Raw genomic sequence first — 20182 nt, forward strand, 5'->3', positions numbered from 1 at the left:
CTGCCTCCGGGCCCGAAGGCCGCATTCAACACCCTTGACACCACGCACCCCTTGACCCACTACTGGTGCTTGCGCAGCAATTCTGACAACGTTGTCCAGCCCAGAGAGGGTGCTCGCGCATGCAGCACGGAGTTCGGCACAGATGGGGCCCGGTGGTCGTCGCGGCGACCGCCTTCGCCGTGGCGGGGGCCTCCCCGGGCGTCGCGGTCGCACTTCCCGGGGCACCCGCGAAGGCGGACCGGGAGTTCGCTTCGTCGTTCGAGGCCGGTGAACCCGCCCCCGACTGGCTGAACACCGTCGACACCACACCGGGCGGCAAGAAGCGCGCCTCGGGCGTCGACGGCGGTTACAGCAGCGGCATACCGGGCAATGTCACCGACCACGTCACGGACGTGCGCGCCAGCTCGGAGAACGCGGGCGGCGGGGAGGTGAAGGAGAACCTCGTCGACGGCGAGCCCAGCAGCAAGTGGCTGGCCTTCACGTCCACCGGCTGGGCCGAGTTCGACCTGGACGCACCGGTCGAGGTGGTCCGGTACGCGCTCACCTCGGCCAACGACTTCGCCCCGCGCGACCCGCGGGACTGGACCCTGAAGGGCTCGGCCGACGGCGAGAACTGGACGGCCCTCGACACCCGTTCGGGCGAAACGTTCGCCGAGCGCTTCCAGACGAAGATCTACGACCTGGACGCGTCGGCCGTCGCCGGGTACCGGCACTTCCGGCTGGAGATCACCAGGAACGGCGGGGCGGACGCGCTCCAGCTCGCCGACGTCCAGTTCTCCACCGGCGGCACCGAGGAGCCGGTCCCGCAGGACATGCTCTCGCTGGTCGACCGCGGCCCGAGCGGCTCACCGACGGCGAAGTCGGGCGCCGGATTCACCGGAAAGCGTGCCCTGCGTTACGCCGGCCGGCACACGGCCGACGGGCGCGCCCACTCCTACAACAAGGTCTTCGACGTCCAGGTGAAGGTCGACCGCCGTACGGAGCTGTCGTACAAGATCTTCCCGTCGATGACGGACGGCGACCTCGACTACGACGCCACGAACGTCTCCGTCGACCTGGCCTTCACCGACGGCACCTACCTGAGCGACCTGCGCGCCACCGACCAGCACGGCTTCCCGCTGACGCCTCGGGGTCAGGGCGACGCCAAGGTGCTGTACGTCAACCAGTGGAACAGCGTCGAGTCGGGGATCGGCTTGGTCGCGGCCGGCAAAACCGTCGACCGGATCCTGGTGGCGTACGACTCCCCCAAGGGCCCCGCGAAGTTCCGGGGCTGGCTGGACGACGTGTCGCTGAAGCCGGTGCGGCCCGAGCGGCCGAAGGCCCACCTGTCCGACTACGCGGTGACGACCCGGGGCACCAACTCCAGCAGCGGCTTCTCACGCGGCAACAACTTCCCGGCGACCGCCGTGCCGCACGGCTTCAACTTCTGGACGCCGGTGACCAACGCCGGTTCCCTGAGCTGGCTGTACGACTACGCGCGCGGCAACAACGCGGACAACCTGCCGACGATCCAGGCGTTCAGCGCGAGTCACGAGCCGAGCCCCTGGATGGGCGACCGGCAGACCTTCCAGGTGCTGCCGTCCGCCGCCTCCGGCACCCCGGAACTGGGCCGTGAGGAAAGGGAGCTGGCCTTCCGGCACGAGAACGAGACCGCGCGGCCGTACTACTACGGGGTGCGGTTCGAGAACGGCCAGAAGGCGGAGATCGCGCCGACGGACCACGCGGCGGTCATGCGCTTCACCTATCCCGGCGACGACGCGAGCGTCCTGTTCGACAACGTCACCGACCAGGCCGGCCTGACCCTCGACGAGGAGAACGGCACCTTCAGCGGCTACTCGGACGTGAAGTCCGGGCTGTCCACGGGCGCCACCCGGCTGTTCGTGCACGGCGAGTTCGACAAGCCGGTGACGGACGGCTCCGCCGAGGGCGTCAAGGGCCGTCTGCGGTTCGACGCGGGCAAGGACCGGACGGTCACCCTGCGCCTGGCCACCTCGCTCATCAGCGTCGGCCAGGCGAAGGACAACCTGCGCCAGGAGATCCCCGAGGGCCGCTCCTTCGACTCGGTCAAGCGCAGCGCCCAGCGGCAGTGGGACAGGCTGCTCGGCAAGGTCGAGGTCGAGGGCGCCACCCCGGACCAGTTGACCACGCTCTACTCGAGCCTCTACCGGCTGTACCTGTACCCGAACTCGGGCTTCGAGAAGGTCGACGGCACGTACAAGTACGCCTCTCCCTTCTCGAAGATGCCCCAGCCCGACACCCCGACGCACACCGGCGCGAAGATCGTGGACGGGAAGGTGTACGTCAACAACGGCTTCTGGGACACCTACCGGACCACCTGGCCGGCGTACTCCTTCCTGACCCCCTCCCAGGCGGGTGAGCTGGTCGACGGGTTCGTGCAGCACTACAAGGACGGCGGCTGGACCTCCCGCTGGTCCTCCCCCGGCTACGCCGACCTGATGACCGGCACCTCCTCGGACGTCGCGTTCGCCGACGCGTACGTCAAGGGCGTGAACTTCGACGCGGAGGCGGCGTACGACGCGGCCGTGAAGAACGCCACCGTCGTGCCCCCGTCGTCGGGCGTCGGCCGCAAGGGCATGGAGACCTCACCCTTCCTCGGCTACACCGGCACGGAGACGCACGAGGGCCTGTCGTGGGCGCTCGAGGGCTACCTCAACGACTACGGCATCGCCCGGATGGGCAAGGCCCTGTACGAGAAGACCGGCGACAAGCGCTACGAGGAGGAGTCCGCCTACTTCCTCGACCGGGCCCAGGAGTACGTCAACCTGTTCGACTCCGGGGCCGGGTTCTTCCAGGGGAAGAACCCGAAGGGCGACTGGCGCGTCGAGTCCTCGAAGTACGACCCGCGGGTGTGGGGCCACGACTACACCGAGACGAACGGCTGGGGCTACGCCTTCACCGCCCCGCAGGACAGCCGGGGTCTGGCCAACCTGTACGGCGGGCGCGACGGTCTCGCGGACAAGCTCGACGAGTACCTCGCCACCCCGGAGACGGCCTCCCCGGAGTTCAAGGGCTCCTACGGCGGGGTCATCCACGAGATGACCGAGGCGCGGGACGTCCGGATGGGCATGTACGGGCACTCCAACCAGGTGGCCCACCACGCCCTGTACATGTACGACGCGGCCGGGCAGCCCTGGAAGACGCAGAAGAACGTCCGTGAGGTGCTGTCGCGGCTCTACACCGGCAGCGAGATCGGGCAGGGCTACCACGGGGACGAGGACAACGGCGAGCAGTCGGCCTGGTTCCTGTTCTCCTCCCTCGGCTTCTACCCACTGGTGATGGGCAGCGGCGAGTACGCCGTCGGCTCCCCGCTGTTCAAGAAGACGACCGTGCACCTGGAGAACGGCCGTGAGCTGGTCGTCAAGGCGCCGAAGAACAGTGCGAAGAACGTGTACGTCCAGGGTCTGAAGGTCAACGGCAAGAGGTGGGACAAGACCTCGCTGCCGCACTCGGTGCTCGCGAAGGGCGGGGTCCTGGAGTTCGACATGGGCCCGCGGCCCTCGTCGTGGGGCACCGGCAAGAAGGCGGCGCCCGTGTCGATCACCCAGGACGACGAGGTGCCCACGCCCCGCGAGGACGTGCTGAAGGCCGAGGGCGCCCTGTTCGACAACTCCTCGGCGACCGGCGCCACGGCGTCCACGGTCGACCTGCCCGTGGGCGGGGAGACGAAGGCGGTCCAGTACACGCTGACGTCCTCGGGACAGGCCGAGGCGCCCACGGGCTGGGTCCTGCAGGGGTCGTCGGACGGCACGACGTGGAAGACCCTCGACAAGCGCGACAGGCGGGCGGACGACCCGGACGCCTTCCGCTGGGACCGGCAGACACGGGCCTTCTCGGTGGACAGGCCGGGGACGTACGGCCACTACCGGCTGGTCCTCAGCGGTGAGGCGGCGCTGACGGAGGTGGAACTCCTGAGCTGAGCCGAGCCGGCTTCGCGCCGGGAGGCGGGTCCGGGGCCGTGACGGCCCCGGACCCGCCTTCGTCGTGACGCGGGTTCAGCCGACCCGGCAGGGCAGACTCGTTCTGCCGTCGCCTCCGGAGCCGGAGGTGACGTAGCCGAAGGTGGCGCTCTCCCCCGGATCCAGCTCACCGTTGTAGCCGGCGTTGTGGACCATGACGTCCTGGCCCTGATAGGTGGCGTTGCCGCTCCACAGACTGTCGATCCGCTGGCCGGCCGGGAGGGTCCAGTCGACCATCCAGCCGAGCATGGGGACGTCACCGCTGTTGGTGACGGTCACCTGGGACTGGTAACCGCCGTTCCAGCTGCCCGTCGTGCTGCGGGTGGCGGTGCACTGGCCGGGGACGGGCTCGGTCGGCGGGTTGCCGGGCACCTTGATGCCGGTCACCTCGCCGTTGCCGCCGTCGAAGACGACGTCGGAGCAGGAGTAGAAGGTCTCCGCGCTGTCCGAACGCTGCCAGACCATGTAGACGATGTGGCGGCCGGACTTGCCCCCCGGGAGCTGCCCGGTCCAGGAGTAGTTGGCGTCGACGGTGCCCGGGGACCCGTTGAGCGGCGGGTGGTCGACGGAGAGGAACGGCTGCTCCTCCATGTCGTCCCAGGTGAGGGTCTGTGTCGGGTCGAAGCCGTCCTTGGTGATGTACACGTAGAACCAACCCGGGTGCGCGGCCCAGGCGTTGTAGGAGAAGTCGACGGTGGCGCCCGAGGTGAGGTGGGTGAGCGGCCAGTCGTCGCGCGGCTGGTTGAATCCGGTGAAGCTGGAGTTGCCGCCGCTGCACAGCTGCCCGTCCGGCACGAAGCCGTCGGTACGGCCGGCGCCGTCGGAGCGCAGTACGGAGAACCAGTTGTAGAACGGCGTGGTGCCGCTGACCTGTGCGGCGGCCTTGCACGCCGGGTTGACCGGCTTGATCTCGCCGGTGTCGGTCAGCCCGTCCTGCCAGCACAGGAAGGTGCGGCTGGCGGGCTTCATCGGCGTCCCGTGCGCCTCCGCCTCGCCGCCCGCGGTCATGACCAGGCCGACGGCGGGGAGGGTGGCGAGGAGGGAGACGAGGACCAGGAAGAGGGCTCTGGTACGGGTGGGGAGCGTGGGCCGGGGAGCGGTGCCGCCCCTCGTTCTTGTCGGGATCATGACACACCTGTCCGTCGCTGCGGGTGCTACGGGTCACGGGTCGTGCACATGGGTGCGCGCGCACTGCGCGCGCGGTTGCGTTGCGCGTGCGGTCGCACGGGTACGCGTGGGGCCGAGCGAGATGGGAGCATCCTGCGACGGGTTCCGGTCCGACGAAGGATGGGAGCGCTCCCATCCCACTCGTACGGGGAAGGTAGCGCCGCGGGCTCCGCTTGTAAACGGGTGGCGCAACGACGGCCGGGGCGAGGGGCGGTTACCAGCCGTTCCGCCGCGGCGGCGGGACCGGGCGGACCACAGGGGCCGCACCCCGTCGGGCGGGGTGCGGCCCTCGACTGTCCAGCGCTGTCGCTTACGTGCTGATCAGGCTGCGCAGCACGTACTGCAGGATGCCGCCGTTGCGGTAGTAGTCCGCCTCGCCGGGGGTGTCGATGCGGACGACCGCGTCGAACTCGACGCCCGTGTCGGTGGTGACCTTCACCGTGCCCGGGATGGTGCCGTTGTTCAGCTCGGTGACGCCGGTGAAGGAGAAGGTCTCCTCGCCGGTGAGGCCGAGCGTCTCGGCGGTGTGGCCCTCCGGGAACTGGAGCGGCAGGACGCCCATGCCGATGAGGTTCGAGCGGTGGATGCGCTCGTAGGACTCGGCGATGACGGCCTTGACGCCGAGCAGCGCGGTGCCCTTGGCCGCCCAGTCGCGGGACGAGCCGGAGCCGTACTCCTTGCCCGCCAGAACGACCAGCGGGATGCCCTGGTCGATGTAGTTGCGCGAGGCGTCGTAGATGAACGACACCGGGGCTCCGCCTTCGCCTTCGGCGGACCGTGTGAAGTCGCGCGTGTAGCCGCCCTCGGTGCCCGGCGCGATCTGGTTGCGCAGGCGGATGTTGGCGAACGTGCCGCGGATCATGACCTCGTGGTTGCCGCGGCGGGAGCCGTAGCTGTTGAAGTCGCGGCGCTCGACGCCGTGCTCCGTGAGGTACTTGCCGGCCGGGGTGTCGGCCTTGATGGCACCGGCCGGGGAGATGTGGTCGGTGGTGACCGAGTCGCCGAGCTTGGCGAGGACGCGGGCGCCGGCGATGTCCTCGACCGGGGCCGGGTCCATGCCCATGCCCTCGAAGTACGGGGGCTTGCGGACGTAGGTGGACTCGGTGTCCCACTCGAAGGTGTCGCCGGTCGGAATCGGCAGCGCCTGCCACTGGGCGTCGCCGGCGAAGACGTCGGCGTAGGACTTGGAGAACATGTCCTCGCCGATGGTGTTGGCGACGACGTCGTTGACCTCGGCCTCGGTCGGCCAGATGTCCTTCAGGAAGACGGGGTTGCCGTCCTGGTCCAGGCCGAGGGACTCCCGGGTGATGTCCACCGTCATCGAGCCGGCCAGGGCGTACGCGACGACCAGCGGCGGGGACGCCAGGTAGTTCATCTTGACGTCGGGGTTGATCCGGCCCTCGAAGTTGCGGTTTCCGGAGAGGACCGAGGTGACGGCGAGGTCGTGCTCGTTGACGGCCTTGGAGACCTCGTCCGGCAGCGGGCCGGAGTTGCCGATGCAGGTGGTGCAGCCGTAGCCGACCAGGTTGAAGCCGACCTTGTCGAGGTACGGCGTCAGGCCCGCCTTGTCGAAGTAGTCGGTGACGACCTTGGAGCCCGGGGCGAGAGTGGTCTTGACCCACGGCTTGCGGGTCAGGCCCTTCTCGACCGCCTTCTTCGCCACCAGGGCGGCGGCGACCATGACGTACGGGTTCGACGTGTTGGTGCAGGAGGTGATGGCGGCGACGGTGACGGCGCCGTGGTCCAGCTCGTACTCGGTGCCGTCGGGGGCGGTGACCTTCACCTTGTTGCTGGGTGCGCCGTTGCTGATGGCCGGGGCGTCGGAGGCCGGGAAGGACTCCTTGCTCGCCTCGTCGACGTCGCCGCTGTCCTTGACGTAGTTGCGTACATCCTGGGCGAACTGGGCCTTGGCGTCGGCGAGGACGATGCGGTCCTGAGGGCGCTTCGGGCCGGCGACGGAGGGCACGACCGTGGCGAGGTCGAGCTCCAGCTTCTCGGAGAAGTCCGGCTCGGCCTGCGGGTCCAGCCAGAGGCCCTGTTCCTTGGCGTACGCCTCGACGAGGGCGACCTGCTGGTCGCTGCGGCCGGTCAGGCGCATGTAGTTCAGCGTCTCGTCGTCGATCGGGAAGATCGCGGCGGTGGAGCCGAACTCCGGCGACATGTTGCCGATGGTGGCGCGGTTGGCCAGGCTCGTCGCGGCGACGCCCTCGCCGTAGAACTCGACGAACTTGCCGACGACGCCGTGCTTGCGCAGCATCTCGGTGATGGTCAGCACCAGGTCGGTGGCGGTGGTGCCGGGCTGCAGCTCGCCGGTCAGCTTGAAGCCGACGACGCGCGGGATCAGCATGGAGACCGGCTGGCCGAGCATGGCGGCCTCGGCCTCGATGCCGCCGACGCCCCAGCCGAGGACGCCGAGGCCGTTGACCATGGTGGTGTGCGAGTCGGTGCCGACCAGGGTGTCGGGGTAGGCCTTGCCGCCACGGGTCATGACGACGCGGGCCAGGTGCTCGATGTTCACCTGGTGGACGATGCCGGTGCCGGGCGGGACGACCTTGAACTCGTCGAAGGCGGTCTGGCCCCAGCGCAGGAACTGGTAGCGCTCCTTGTTGCGGCCGTATTCCAGGTCGACGTTCTGTTTGAACGCGTCGTTGGTGCCGAACTTGTCGGCGATGACGGAGTGGTCGATGACCAGTTCGGCCGGCGCGAGCGGGTTGATCTTCGCCGGGTCGCCGCCCAGTTCCTTGACGGCCTCGCGCATGGTGGCGAGGTCCACGACACAGGGGACACCGGTGAAGTCCTGCATGATCACCCGGGCCGGGGTGAACTGGATCTCCTCCGACGGCTGGGCCTGGGAGTCCCAGGAGCCGAGCGCACGGATGTGGTCGGCGGTGATGTTCGCGCCGTCCTCGGTGCGGAGCAGGTTCTCCAGCAGCACCTTCAGGCTGTAGGGAAGGCGCGCGGCGCCCTCGACCTTGTCCAGCCGGAAGATCTCGTACGACTCGTCGCCCACCTGCAGCGTGCTGCGGGCGTCGAAGCTGTTCGCCGACACGACAGTCTCCTTCATTGATGTGCGCGTACCACCACACCGCAAACCCTTTGCGGCTACCGCCACGTGGTGCCGCCACTACCCCTCGACGGATCCGCTAAGGTAAGGCCAAGTTAGGCATCCCTTACCGGATCGCGGCGGCTGCGGCGCACCTCGGCAGATATCTCGATGTCGAGATAACCCTAATACACTGCGGCCGAATGGTCATGCGCGGGCCCGCCCCGAATGTCCGCCGACGTCGAACCAAGTCCGTGGAGTTCCTTGCCATCCAACGTAGTCGTCGCAGGTCATAGCGTTGGTGAGCGGGCACGGCCACACCAGCGCCCTCGTCAGTCAAGTTAGTCGCCGCAGGTCAGCGCGGGCGGACGACTGGATTCGCTGTCCAAGGACACCCGCCCCGAATCTCCGCGTGCCCGGACTCCGGACGCCCCGCCCCTTCCGGACGCCCCGCCCCTTCCGGGCACCCCGCCCACCCCGGGCGCACCGACCGGAACGGCCCACCCCCGCACACTCCCCCGCAGTACCCGCAGCCCGTCGTCACCGGGCCCGGACGGGGTATGCGCACGGGGAGGGGCGTCGTACACCCGACGCCACGAACCCAGTGAGGGAGACAGGGGTGCCGCTCACGTTCCGCAAGAGCTTCAGGATCTTTCCGGGGGTGCGCCTCAACATCAACAAGCGCTCCTGGTCCGTCACCACCGGCGGCGGGCGCGGGCCGCGCCACACCACGAGCAGCACCGGACGTCGCACGACATCGATGGATCTGCCCGGGCCTTTCGGATGGCGGCGCACGCGCAGCACCCGACGCGGCAGGCGGCACTGACTCCACATCACCCGAACGGCCCAGCAGCGAGACCCTCGGGAGGCGCCATCTCATATCTGAGATAACCTAAGTCCCATGTCAGACGACTACCTCGTACGCATCGGCAAGCTCATCCGTGACGCCCGGCAACACCGCGGCTGGACACAGGCACAGCTGGCGGAGGCACTCGCCACCAGCCAGAGCGCCGTCAACCGTATCGAACGCGGCAACCAGAACATCAGCCTTGAGATGATCGCCCGCATCGGTGAGGCGCTCGACAGCGAGATCGTCTCCCTGGGCTACTCCGGTCCGATGCACCTGCGGGTCGTCGGCGGCCGCCGCCTGTCGGGCGCCATCGATGTGAAGACGAGCAAGAACGCGTGCGTGGCACTGCTGTGCGCCTCCCTGCTCAACAAGGGCCGCACGGTGCTGCGCCGCGTCGCCCGCATCGAGGAGGTGTACCGCCTCCTGGAGGTGCTGGGCTCGATCGGCGTCCGCACGCGGTGGATCAACGAGGGCGTCGACCTGGAGATCGTGCCGCCCGCCACGCTGGACCTCGACTCCATCGATGCGGACGCGGCCCGCCGCACCCGCTCCATCATCATGTTCCTCGGCCCGCTGCTGCACCGCACGGACCGCTTCATGCTGCCGTACGCCGGCGGCTGCGACCTCGGTACACGTACCGTCGAGCCGCACATGATCGCGCTGCGCCGGTTCGGCCTGGAGATCGCCGCGACCGAGGGCCAGTACCACGCGGTGGTGGACCGTTCCGTCAGCCCCGGCCGGCCGATCGTGCTGACCGAGCGCGGGGACACGGTCACCGAGAACGCGCTGCTGGCCGCCGCCCGGCACGACGGCGTGACCGTCGTCCGCAACGCCTCGTCCAACTACATGGTCCAGGACCTGTGCTTCTTCCTGGAGGCCCTGGGCGTCAGGGTCGAGGGCATCGGCACCACCACGCTCACCGTGCACGGCATGGAGACCATCGACGTCGACGTGGACTACTCCCCCTCCGAGGACCCGGTAGAGGCGATGAGCCTGCTCGCCGCGGCCGTCGTCACCGAGTCCGAGCTGACGGTGCGCCGGGTGCCGATCGAGTTCCTGGAGATCGAGCTCGCGGTCCTGGAGGAGATGGGCCTCGACCACGACCGCACCCCCGAGTACGTCGCGGACAACGGCCGCACCCGGCTGGTCGACCTCACGGTCCGGCCCTCCAAGCTGGAGGCGCCGATCGACAAGATCCACCCGATGCCGTTCCCCGGCCTGAACATCGACAACGTCCCGTTCTTCGCGGCGATCGCGGCGGTGGCGCAGGGCCAGACCTTGATCCACGACTGGGTCTACGACAACCGCGCCATCTACCTGACCGACCTCAACCGCCTCGGCGGGCGCCTCCAACTCCTGGACCCCCACCGCGTCCTGGTGGAGGGCCCCACCCGCTGGCGCGCCGCCGAGATGATGTGCCCCCCGGCCCTGCGCCCCGCCGTGGTCGTCCTGCTGGCGATGATGGCCGCCGAAGGTACGTCCGTCCTCCGCAACGTCTACGTCATCAACCGCGGTTACGAGGATCTGGCCGAGCGCCTCAACTCGGTGGGGGCGCAGATCGAGATCTTCCGGGACATCTGAGCAACGGCTGCCGCCGCACCCTATGTGACCTGCGCGAATGCGGGTCTGGAAGGGGTGCGGCGGCGCCTCTGGGACTTCTCTGGGACTTTGGGCCGGGGCCGGGCTGTTCCCAGTCGCTTGGGAGCTACCCGAAAACGGCGTCTATGGCGGCGCTGCCACGTGCGCCCGCGCGGGGCAGGAAGTGGGCGTACTTCCGGAGCGTGAACCCGGGATCCGAGTGGCCGAGCCACCGAGCCAAGGAGACGACCGACTCACCGGCCTCCAACTGCTCGGAGGCGTAGAAGTGACGCAGGGCGTGGTAGCCGTGCTCTCGCGAAGGCTCCCACACGCGGGCTCCGTCCGGAGCGTTCTCCTCCAGCGAGGCGATCACGCCGGCCTCGGCCAGAGCGGGCTTCCAGACGTAGGAGTTGAAGTAGTTCCGGTTGATCGCCTTCCGCTCGCGTCCGGCCACCAGGAGGTTGTGCGTCCTCGGCCGGCGATGCTTGGCTTCCACCGGTGTCTGCGGAGGGCTCGGGTCGTCCCACGGCATGGTGACCGGCACGGGCGTGAAGAGGTCGATGTGCCGCCACAGGGCCTTGGCCACGCTGGGAGGCAAGGGCACGTCACGCACCTTGCGCCCCTTGGGAAGTGCGAAGCACAGCTTCGTCCGCACCATCTTGACCTGCCGTCGGATCCGGACGACGTCTTGATCGAAGTCGATGTCCTCCCTGGCCAGGCCGAACGCCTCTCCTTGCCGGAGCCCGAGTCCCGCACCGATCTCGATGAGGACTCGGTAGCGCTCCGGCAGAGCGGCACGCACCGCAAGCACTCGATCTGGCGGCCACGCTTCGACCCGCCCGGGAGCGGCTGCCGGAGGTCGGACCGTACTGGCGCGGCAGGGGTTGCGTGCGAGCCGGCGGTCTTCGACGGCCGCTTGCAGGATGCCGGACAGCGTCGCCCAGACGAGCCGGATGGAGGTAGGACCGAGGTCCTTCTCCAACCGCTTCTTCCAGCTCCGCAGCGCTTCCGTTCCGACGCTGTTGAGCGGCAGCGCGCCGAGGTGGGGGACGATGTGCCGACGTACCCGCTGTTCGATGCGCTCCAGAGTGGACGGGTCACCGCTCTGGGTGGGCCACCAGTGGGCCGAGACATAGTGAACCCTTCTCGGTAACGTCTCGTGACGGTTTGTGATCTTCGTTCAGGTGGTGCGGCCGTGTTCCATCTGGAGCAGGACGAGGGCGGCTCGGGCGATCCGGGTGATGCTGCCAGGGTCGAGGCTGACCCGGCGCAGAGCCTTGAACGTGACTTTGAGCAGGGCATTGACTCTGCTGCTCAATTCGAGGGATGGTCACGCACCGCATCCGAGAGGGGCCGGACCGCCTCCTCGCGAGGCCCGTTCCACGCGCCCCGTCGACGGGCCGGCGTCACTCTCCGCAATTGAGCAACAGAGTCGGCATTCGCGCGCTCGGCGACGCCGTGGATGCCACGGATCACCTTGTTGAACGTCTGCTGTTCGAGGTCGAGTTCGCCGCCCTGCGGCTTCTTGGCCGGGTGGCGGAAGCCGTCGCCGGCGTTCTCGTAGCCGAGATCGGTCAGAGTCGGGATGTCCAGAGTGGCGGCGAGCCGGTTCAGCGCGCCGATCAGGTTGTGGGTGCGCGCGCAGGTGGTGTCGTGCTCGCGGCCGGGGCGGACCGGGGACACCCAGAGCGGCCAGCCGTCCGGGGCGGAGATGACCTGCACATTCCCGCCATGATGCTTGTGCTTCCCGGACCACCAGAGATCTGCCCCGTTGGGACCGGGGGCGGCGACGCGGTCGGTGCGGATGACAGTGCCGTCCAGGTTGAGGTGGGTGTACCCGGCGGCCGCCGCCCGCTCCAGTGCGGTGGCCAGGTCCGGGGCGTGGTCGGCGAGCACGGTCAGCCCCTCGTGGAGATAGCGGTAGGCGGTCGGCACCGAGATCCGGCTGTCCCGGGCGAGTTGGGCCAGCCGGGTTCCGTCGACGAACCACCGCAGGACGAGGATCCCCTGCTTGAAGACGCCCAGGGCGCGGGTGTTCTTGCGGGTGCCGAGCCGGTCGCGGTGCTCGCGCAGGAGCCGGGCCAGGGTCTCGGCGGTCTCCCTGCCGACATCGAGCACGGCGGTGTAGGTGATACTGGTCAACGTGTGAAGCCTCTGGCCGTACGGAACTTGATTTTCGCAGACCTGTTCCTACCAGGGGCTTCACCCATATCTGACAGCGGGGCACTCGACGCGGTCCGGCTCACCCCGCACGCGGTCACGCACTGCAACCGTCACGTTGCCGAGAAGACCTCAGTGACCTGATGCCCGTGTTCAATGAAGTCGGCTTCACTCCGTCGGTGTCGAAGGTCTCCGCGCTCTGGTCGGGCACACCGGTAACGGTGCGGTTGGACGACCTGGACCTGATCTGCGCTGCTCTTCAGTGCACGGTCGCGGACCTGCTCGTCGCCGAACCTGTGGCCGGGAAGACGCCGGTGGCCCAGGACGAGGGGCTCGCGACGGCTGCGGGCGAGCCGCCCAGGCCGGTGCCACGCCGGTCCACCGGGGCGGGGCGGCCCAGGTCACTCCCACCGAACTGAGGTGGCCCCAATACGAAAGCGCCCTAAGCGCCTGCCCTCGCTGGGGCAGTGCACCGGCTGCCTCGGCTGGGGGCTGCGGGTCCAGTCACCGTTCTGCTCCCCCTGCCACCAATGGCGCTCCAAACGGAACCACTCGGAGGGCGAGTGCAGACGGTGCAAGCGACTGTGGCGCATCAACGACGAAGGCTTCTGCCGGGCGTGCGTCGTAGCTGTCACCGAGTACGACGCGGCCTGGTACTTCGAACCCGCACAGGCCGCAGAGCAGCCGACATGGACCCAGCTCGCGTTCTGCCTGCCCGCTTCCGTCCGCCGGCCTGCTCTGCCCACCGGTACCTACCGCCTGCAGACTGACGGCCGCTACCACGCACCTGGCTGGGCACGCGCTCAGCGCCCCGCCCTCGCCGTGGACGACGAGCGGATCTGTCCGCCGCAGCGCGTGGACAGGTGGCCCTGTTCCCTGCGCCGTACCGGCTGCTGGAGCGCCACGCCATCGCGATTCGCAGCCGATTCCAAGACGATCTGATCCGACTCAAACCGCTGGTCGGTCAATTGCAGGCCGAGCACTGCCTCGGGCGTGCCTGGCGCGTCAGTGCCATGAACATGTTGGCCCTTGCGCTGGCGGCACGCGACGCGGCCGGCCAGGAGCTGGTCGACGCCGCGATCCTTGACGCCCTGCCTCACCGGCCCGTCGGAGTCACCCGGGTCCTGAACAAAGTCGGCTGGCTTGCCCCCGGCCTGGACCGCGAGGTGGTCCTGCTGCCGCACGCCCAGCGGGCGCGCCCCCAATCTGAGCCACGAAGTTGCCATCACTGCCTTTCGTGGGGCCGAAACCAAGTGTGCGACGCCTGTAGGAACTGGCGTCGTGTATACGCTGACCAGCAAGGATGCTGCGGTCGGTGTGGCGCCGGGCCGCTTCCTCTTCGGAACGGTCGATGCCGCGACTGCACTCGACAGCGCCTTCGCCTGGGTCCTGACACCGACGCCTCTACCTGGCGACAACTACGTTTTGCCGGACCGTCCTTGGCGAACGGCAGCGCGGCCCGTCGCAAGCTCCGCGCGGATCGCCCAGAGCTCAGTCCGCCAGCCGTACTTGAAGGTCAGGCGACGATCTTCGAGATCGAGCGGGACTGGCGCCCGCTGGCCGGAGCCCTGCTGCCAGCCCCGCTACCGCCGGTGAAGGCCCTGCTGGCGGACTTCGCCCGATACACCACCGAGAACCGCTGGAACCAGAAAGTCCACGAGCCGATGGCTCGGGTTCTACGAGTGGCCGCCACCTGGCTGGGCGCCGACACCGTCTTCCGCGAGGAAGATATTCGGGTGATGCACCGCGTGTTCGGCGGCAAGGGTCGCATCCGCGGGCTCGTCGCCTTCCTGGACCAACGCGAACAGCTCGTCACCTCGCCGCCGCGGCGCAACCGCCACGAGGCTTTCGTCCAGCGCACCATCGCCGCCTTCCCTCCACGAATCAGCGACGAACTCGGCACGTGGGTCGGGGTCTTGCGTGGCGCCAGCAGGCCCCACCACCGCGTCACCGACTACGCCACTCTGCGCCGCTACCTCATCTACCTGGCCGCGCCACTCGCTGACTGGACCACCCGCTACACCACCTTGCGTCAGGTGACCAAGGCTGACGTCACAGCCGCTGTCACCGCGGTCAAAGGCCCACGCGCCCACGAGCGTGCTGTGGCGATCCGGTCGCTCTTTCGAGCCCTGAAACACACCAAGCTCGTCTTCGCCGACCCCACCCGCGGCGTTCGCATAACCCGTCAGGAACTGTTGCCCACAACTCTGACCCCCGACCGGCTGGCCGGGCTCTTGGAGACCAGCTCCAACCCGGCCACCCGTCTGGTTCTCACCCTGGTCGCCCTCCACGCAACAAGCGGCACCGACCTGCGCGACCTCGTCCTCTCCGACGTGCTACTCACCCGACGGCAACTTCTGATCCGCCGCCCCCACGGCCGTCACGTCGTCCACCTCGACAACACCACGGATGCCCTACTGCATGCCTGGCTCCGCTACCGCCATCAGCGTTGGCCACGCACCGTCAACGCGCACCTCCTGGTCACTCAACAGACCGCCAGCGTGACCGATCCTGTCTCCGCGGACTACGTCTACAGGCGTTTCGAGCCCGCCGGTCTGACTCTGCGCGCAGTTCGCGCCGACAGAATCCTGGACGAGGCCCGCGAGACCGAAGATCCCGTCCACCTCGTCCGTGTCTTCGGAATCTCCATCACCACTGCCATGAAGTACATCCACGCTGCCCACCCCCACCGCGCCGGCCCTGTTCCTCGCTGAGGCAGACGGCCGCCCCCGGGAAGCACCTGCACCCCCAAATAGCGTCACTCCAGGACCCTGACCTGCCTTCACGATGGCGGCAGCTCAGTGTTGAGTCTCTCGGCAGGCACTCGCTCGATGCGGGTCCATCCCCTCCAGCCCCGCTCCTCCAGGATCGCCAACAGCCGCGCGGCGTGCGGTGAGGACTCGACCATGGTTGAGTCCAGCAGGTCGACAAACTGATCGTCGATGCCGTCATCGGCACCCACCTCGCCAGCCTCTACAGCGCGAACCATCAAGCGCTCCATGATGTCGGCGACCTCGACGACCCGCGGGTCGTCGGCCGACCAGTCGAGTGCCCCGCTGAGAAGGCCGTAGAGCTTCACCATGTCGGGGTCGTCCAGCTCCTCGTGCTTCTTGGCGATCACGGAGTCGATCGAATGCGGCACCTGTGCGGCGATCATGATCCAGGCGTCCCGTTCCATCTCGATGTACCGTTCCTCAACGCCGAGACCGCGCAGCCGGTCAAGGTAGTCCACGACGCTCTGCGGGAGCGCCAGGTGCTCTCCGGCGGCGAGCCTGGCGAGTCGGCTGCGGGAGTCCTGCAGCCGCCGGATCTCGGCACGCAGGGCCTTGTCGATCTCCTGGACGCCGCCGGCGAACTCCTCCGGGCCGGCGTCAAGGAGTTCCTGCACCCGGGCCAGCGGCACGCCGGCGTCTGCGAGGGTGCGGATCCGGATCAGTCGCACGACCGCGACAGCGTCGTAGGTCCGGTATCCGGACCGGTCGCGCTCGGGCTCCGGCAGCAACCCGATCCGGTGGTAGTGACGTACCGCCCGCACCGTCACCCCGGCGTACGCCGCGAGCTGGCTGATGGTGAGCATGGGTCTCAGCCTGCCTCAGGCGATCTTCCGGCGATAGGCGGCCATCGCGAAGATGTACGCCACGACGAGGATGCCGAGACACCACGCGAGGGCGGTCCAGATGTCGTCGCCGACCGGCTGCTGGGCGAACAGGTTGCGGATCGTGTTGACGATCGACGTCACCGGCTGATGTTCGGCGAACCAGCGCACAGGGCCGGGCATCGTCTTTGTGGGCACGAACGCCGAACTGACGAACGGCAGGAAGATGAGGGGGTAGGCGAACGCGCCAGCGCCCTCGACCGACGACGCGGAGAGCCCGGGGATCACGGCGAGCCAGGTCAGCGCCAGGGTGAACAGGAGCAGGATGCCGGTGACCGCGAGCCATGCCGACACGCCTGCCCCTGAGCGGAAGCCCATAAGCACAGCGACGCCCACGACGAGCACGAGCGCGATCAGATTGGCGACCAAAGAGGTGACGACGTGGGCCCACAGCACACCCGACCGCGCGATCGGCATGGACTGGAATCGTTCGAAGATCCCGCTCTTCACATCGGTGAACAGCCGATACGCGGTGTAGGAGATGCCTGAGGCGATGGTCATAAGCAGGATGCCGGGCAGCATGTAGTTCACGTACGGAACCGACCCGGTGTCGATGGCGCCGCCGAACACGTAGACGAACATCAGCATCATGGCGACCGGCGTGATGGCGGTCGTGATGATGGTGTCCATGCTGCGTGTGACGTGGCGTAGGGTCCGCCCCGTGAGTGCGGCAGTGTCGTTGAAGAAGTACGTGGTCATCCTCGTCCCCCAGTTGTCGTGCCAGTGACGTCGCTCTTGTCGCTGCCGCCGATGACTGCGAGGAAGATTTCCTCCAGAGTCGGCTGCTTCTCGACGTACTCGACCTTGGCGGGTGGGAAGAGCTGCTTGAGCTCGGTGAGGGTGCCGTTGACGATGATCCGCCCCTGGTGGAGGATCGCGATCCGGTCGGCCAGCTGCTCTGCCTCGTCCAGATACTGTGTGGTGAGCAGCACCGTCGTTCCGTGGCCGGCGAGTTCCTTGACCGCATCCCACACCTCGATGCGCGCCTCGGGGTCAAGACCGGCCGTCGGCTCATCCAGGAAAATCACCGGCGAATTCCCGATGAGGCTCATCGCGATGTCCAGTCGGCGGCGCATCCCACCCGAATACGTGGACACTCGCCGCGCACCCGCCTCGCTCAGGGAGAAACGCCTCAGCAGGTCATCCGCGGTCGCGCCGGGGTCCTTGATGTGGCGCAGCCTGGCGACCAGGGCGAGGTTCTCCCGACCGCTGAGGATCTCGTCTACGGCCGCGAACTGTCCGGTGAGACTGATGGACTCCCGCACATTCGCCGCTTGCGTGGCGACATCGAAGCCATTGACGCTCGCCGCCCCCGCGTCGGCCTTCAGGAGCGTGGCGAGGATCCTCACGGTCGTGGTCTTGCCCGCCCCATTGGAGCCGAGCAGGGCGAAGATGCTGCCCGACGCCACGTCGAAGTCCACACCGCGCAGCACTTCGAGCTTCCCGTACGACTTCTTGAGACCTTGCACGCGAATCGCCGGACCGGCGATCGATTGGGCTGTCATGGTCATCTGCCTCCTTCGCGGAGCTGTTCCAGGCGACTACGCGGAAAGCTCCTCCCGGAAGGATGGAGGGTTGACCCAGCGTCAAGGTCAAGCCCGTTCCGACCACGGCACTCAGATCGCCGACCGGCCAGACACACTGCAGCGATGACGGGCCGCTCGCCCCGAGCTCGTTCGGCCGCGAACCCGCCATACTCATAGCTGTCGGTGAACCACCCACGCGTCGGTTCCTGCGACTCACCGGCCAGAAATCGACGAACCCGCCTGCTTCGCCCGGCGGGCACGTCGACCCCGGCGAGACGAGCCTCGCGGCCGCGGCCCGAGAGCTCGCTGAGGAGACCGGCGTCCACGTCACCACCGACAGCCTGCGCCCGATCGGCGTCTGGGACGCGCCCGACCGCGACCCGCGCGGCCGGTACGTCACCGTCGCGTACGCGGCCGTCGTCCCGGCCGGCACCCAGATCGTCGCCGGAGACGACGCCCGCACCGCCCGCTGGTGGCCCCTGGACCACCTGCCGGAGCGCCTGGCGTTCGACCACGCCGACGTCCTCCGTGCAGCCACGGCCTCCTGACGCACCAGCACGAGACACCACAGCGCCGCGCCCCGGACCAGACGGCCGGGCGCGGCGCTTCCTGTTCCCCCTTCGCCGAGGAGCCGTCGCGTGTTAGCCACCGTCGTCACCGCCGGCCTCGCCGTCGTCGCCACCCTCTTGGGCGCGATCGTGTCCGGCCGATTCCAGGAACGCGCCGCCGAACGGCAGGTGCGCGCCACCCACGGCGAAGCGATCCGCCGCGACCGCCTGGAAGCCGTCTCCGCCCTCGCCTGCGCCGCCAGCGACCACCGCACGGCGATGTGGATGCGCGGCGACGCCATCCTCAAGGGCGCCGGCACCGACCGGATCGAGGCCCTGCGCAGCCAGAGCCACATGACCCGCAGTGCCGTCACCCGCCCCCTGGTCGCCCTGCGCGTCCTCATCGAGGACCAGGCCGTGCGCGCCGCCGCCGATCGCATGATCACGCTGACCTACGCGATCCGGGACGCGTACGCCACAACCGAGGACCTGACCTCCGCCCGCGAGGCCGCGAAGACCGCCCACGACGACTTCGTCAACGCCGCCGCCCGCTACCTGCGCCCCACGAGCAGCCGCCCCACCTTCGAGCAGGAGACCACCCGATGATCCGTCGCTTCCGCCGCTGCGGCCCCGGCACCCTCACACCCGAGGACCAGGCCGTCGTCGACCGGTTCCGCGCGATGCTCACCGCCCTACGCAACCCGCAGCCCTGGACGCCCGGCCACGCACAGGACATCGCCGTGCGGATCGGGCCCTTCGTGGAACGCGCCCACACCCGGCCCGGCGACGACCACGGCCCCGACATGATCGCCGTCGCCCTGGTCCACCCCGCCACCCCGCACGCCGACGCCTACCTCCACGGCCGCCAGCTCGGCTACACCGACCGCGGCTGGCTCCGCTGCCAGACCAACGCGATCCTCGGCTTCTGGCAGCCCGGCTACGCGATGCTCACCCACGCCGCCGCCGACCTGCCCCTGCCCGACGACACCGGCATGGAACCCGCGCACTACGCCCTCTACATCGAGGCCCGCAACCGCGACGACAGCCGCGACGGCTACACCCTGCTGCGCGTCGGCCCGTACACCCAGACCCGGCACGCCCAGCAGGACTACGACCGGCTCACCGCCGCGCTGGACGGACGCGATACCACCCTCGTGCCCGACTGCCGCGTCTCCGCGCGGTACGCACCGTTCGACGTCAGCGACCACCAGCTGTTCGCCGACCCGTACGAGGCCGACGCCGTGGCGCTCCTGGACGCCGCCGTCGCGGGGGTGAGCGCGTGTCCGCACCGGCCCTGTACGAGATCAAGACCAGCGAGGGCGACGACGGCACCGTGCACCCCGCCGAACAGGTCTGGACGCCCTGTGCTGACGGCACAGCCGACCACGGGTTCATCGCCCACCAGGGCCTGTTCGTCGCCGGAATCGACGGGGGCGCCGACGATGACCTCTACCCGGTCGGCTTCCTGGTCCCGACACCAGCGGTGGGCCGACATCATCGATGCCGCCGCCGCGTACATGGCCCGGACCCACGGCTGGCGCAACCTCCACCTCTACCCGGGCGACGACCCAGCGGTCCTCATCCCGCGCATCCCGCGCGCTGTCCACGCCCACGGCGTCTTCTTACGACACCCCGGCCCTTGTGTATAGGCGGTCAGTGACCAGCTGTGTAAGCGGTA

At 68.9% G+C, this 20182-nt stretch carries 15 protein-coding genes and 2 pseudogenes; 8 read left to right on the top strand and 9 right to left on the bottom strand.

All coding sequences use genetic code 11. The features are described from left to right. Positions 1–119 precede the first annotated feature (119 nt). The gene (locus HUV60_RS06310) at positions 120–3938 is read left to right on the top strand and encodes a GH92 family glycosyl hydrolase (protein WP_257853862.1); all 3819 of its coding nucleotides are present in this window, start codon (positions 120–122) and stop codon (positions 3936–3938) included. Between the two features lie 75 nt (positions 3939–4013). Here HUV60_RS06310 and HUV60_RS06315 read toward each other — a convergent pair whose 3' ends face one another. Both HUV60_RS06315 and acnA read right to left on the bottom strand, forming a co-directional pair. Beyond that, complete coding sequence (locus tag HUV60_RS06315) at positions 4014–5105, bottom strand: lytic polysaccharide monooxygenase auxiliary activity family 9 protein (protein WP_257853863.1); 1092 nt, start codon at positions 5103–5105, stop codon at positions 4014–4016. 349 nt (positions 5106–5454) lie between these two features. Beyond that, positions 5455–8193, bottom strand: a complete 2739-nt coding sequence (acnA, locus tag HUV60_RS06320; RefSeq protein ID WP_269441142.1) for an aconitate hydratase AcnA — start codon at positions 8191–8193, stop codon at positions 5455–5457. A gap of 613 nt (positions 8194–8806) precedes the next feature. Here acnA and HUV60_RS06325 point away from each other — a divergent pair. Both HUV60_RS06325 and HUV60_RS06330 read left to right on the top strand, forming a co-directional pair. Then, positions 8807–9013 carry a DUF4236 domain-containing protein gene (locus HUV60_RS06325; RefSeq protein ID WP_257853867.1) on the top strand — a complete coding sequence of 69 codons (207 nt, stop codon included), beginning with the start codon at positions 8807–8809 and terminating at the stop codon, positions 9011–9013. Positions 9014–9088: 75 nt separating this feature from the next. Beyond that, on the top strand, positions 9089–10618 hold the full coding sequence (locus HUV60_RS06330; RefSeq protein WP_257853868.1) for a UDP-N-acetylglucosamine 1-carboxyvinyltransferase: 1530 nt from the start codon (positions 9089–9091) through the stop codon (positions 10616–10618). Positions 10619–10742: 124 nt separating this feature from the next. Here the strand turns inward: HUV60_RS06330 and HUV60_RS06335 are convergent, their stop codons facing one another. The 3 genes and pseudogenes from HUV60_RS06335 to HUV60_RS06345 all read right to left on the bottom strand — a co-directional run. Beyond that, on the bottom strand, positions 10743–11417 hold the full coding sequence (locus HUV60_RS06335; protein ID WP_257853869.1) for a tyrosine-type recombinase/integrase: 675 nt from the start codon (positions 11415–11417) through the stop codon (positions 10743–10745). 378 nt (positions 11418–11795) lie between these two features. After that, a pseudogene (locus HUV60_RS06340) lies at positions 11796–11965 on the bottom strand (IS5/IS1182 family transposase); the annotation flags it as partial. A 90-nt stretch (positions 11966–12055) separates the two neighbouring features. Then, positions 12056–12757: pseudogene (locus HUV60_RS06345) on the bottom strand (transposase family protein); the annotation flags it as partial. 161 nt (positions 12758–12918) lie between these two features. Between HUV60_RS06345 and HUV60_RS06350 the strand changes: the two are divergent. Then, complete coding sequence (locus tag HUV60_RS06350; protein WP_257853871.1) at positions 12919–13194, top strand: helix-turn-helix domain-containing protein; 276 nt, start codon at positions 12919–12921, stop codon at positions 13192–13194. Between the two features lie 384 nt (positions 13195–13578). On the opposite strand, the gene HUV60_RS06355 is transcribed toward HUV60_RS06350, so the two are convergent. Next, complete coding sequence (locus tag HUV60_RS06355; RefSeq protein WP_257853874.1) at positions 13579–13959, bottom strand: hypothetical protein; 381 nt, start codon at positions 13957–13959, stop codon at positions 13579–13581. A 255-nt stretch (positions 13960–14214) separates the two neighbouring features. On the opposite strand from HUV60_RS06355, the gene HUV60_RS06360 reads away from it, so the two are divergent. Beyond that, complete coding sequence (locus HUV60_RS06360; protein WP_257853875.1) at positions 14215–15489, top strand: hypothetical protein; 1275 nt, start codon at positions 14215–14217, stop codon at positions 15487–15489. 68 nt (positions 15490–15557) lie between these two features. Here the strand turns inward: HUV60_RS06360 and HUV60_RS06365 are convergent, their stop codons facing one another. From HUV60_RS06365 to HUV60_RS06375, 3 genes are read right to left on the bottom strand one after another with little or no spacing between them, the layout of a single operon-like run. Then, positions 15558–16352 carry a MerR family transcriptional regulator gene (locus HUV60_RS06365; RefSeq protein ID WP_257853877.1) on the bottom strand — a complete coding sequence of 265 codons (795 nt, stop codon included), beginning with the start codon at positions 16350–16352 and terminating at the stop codon, positions 15558–15560. Between the two features lie 15 nt (positions 16353–16367). Then, positions 16368–17129, bottom strand: coding sequence for an ABC transporter permease (locus tag HUV60_RS06370; protein ID WP_257853878.1), 762 nt, complete (start codon positions 17127–17129; stop codon positions 16368–16370). After that, entirely contained in the window at positions 17126–17935 is an 810-nt protein-coding gene (locus HUV60_RS06375; protein ID WP_257853995.1) for an ABC transporter ATP-binding protein, read from the bottom strand. Before HUV60_RS06375 ends, HUV60_RS06370 begins: the two co-directional genes overlap by 4 nt. A 227-nt stretch (positions 17936–18162) precedes the next feature. Between HUV60_RS06375 and HUV60_RS06380 the strand changes: the two genes are divergently transcribed. The 3 genes from HUV60_RS06380 to HUV60_RS06390 all read left to right on the top strand — a co-directional run bounded on the left by HUV60_RS06380 (position 18163) and on the right by HUV60_RS06390 (position 20153). After that, positions 18163–18504 (top strand): NUDIX domain-containing protein, encoded by a 342-nt coding sequence (locus HUV60_RS06380; protein WP_443047501.1) that lies wholly within the window; start codon positions 18163–18165, stop codon positions 18502–18504. A 90-nt stretch (positions 18505–18594) separates the two neighbouring features. Continuing rightward, positions 18595–19110, top strand: a complete 516-nt coding sequence (locus tag HUV60_RS06385) for a hypothetical protein (RefSeq protein WP_257853880.1) — start codon at positions 18595–18597, stop codon at positions 19108–19110. After that, positions 19107–20153 carry a hypothetical protein gene (locus HUV60_RS06390; protein WP_257853882.1) on the top strand — a complete coding sequence of 349 codons (1047 nt, stop codon included), beginning with the start codon at positions 19107–19109 and terminating at the stop codon, positions 20151–20153. The genes HUV60_RS06385 and HUV60_RS06390 overlap by 4 nt, the downstream gene beginning before the upstream one ends. Positions 20154–20182 lie beyond the last annotated feature (29 nt).

It is taken from the genome of Streptomyces sp. KMM 9044, from assembly GCF_024701375.2.
Taxonomy (GTDB): Bacteria; Actinomycetota; Actinomycetes; order Streptomycetales; family Streptomycetaceae; genus Streptomyces.

What these genes read in the sequence shown, in the direction of transcription:
- HUV60_RS06310 (WP_257853862.1), top strand. Translation starts at nt 120, where the DNA reads ATGCAGCACGGAGTTCGGCACAGATGGGGCCCGGTGGTCGTCGCGGCG.
- HUV60_RS06315 (WP_257853863.1), bottom strand. Translation starts at nt 5,105, where the DNA reads ATGATCCCGACAAGAACGAGGGGCGGCACCGCTCCCCGGCCCACGCTC.
- HUV60_RS06330 (WP_257853868.1), top strand. Translation starts at nt 9,089, where the DNA reads ATGTCAGACGACTACCTCGTACGCATCGGCAAGCTCATCCGTGACGCC.
- HUV60_RS06350 (WP_257853871.1), top strand. Translation starts at nt 12,919, where the DNA reads ATGCCCGTGTTCAATGAAGTCGGCTTCACTCCGTCGGTGTCGAAGGTC.
- HUV60_RS06365 (WP_257853877.1), bottom strand. Translation starts at nt 16,352, where the DNA reads ATGCTCACCATCAGCCAGCTCGCGGCGTACGCCGGGGTGACGGTGCGG.
- HUV60_RS06370 (WP_257853878.1), bottom strand. Translation starts at nt 17,129, where the DNA reads ATGACCACGTACTTCTTCAACGACACTGCCGCACTCACGGGGCGGACC.
- HUV60_RS06375 (WP_257853995.1), bottom strand. Translation starts at nt 17,935, where the DNA reads ATGACAGCCCAATCGATCGCCGGTCCGGCGATTCGCGTGCAAGGTCTC.
- HUV60_RS06390 (WP_257853882.1), top strand. Translation starts at nt 19,107, where the DNA reads ATGATCCGTCGCTTCCGCCGCTGCGGCCCCGGCACCCTCACACCCGAG.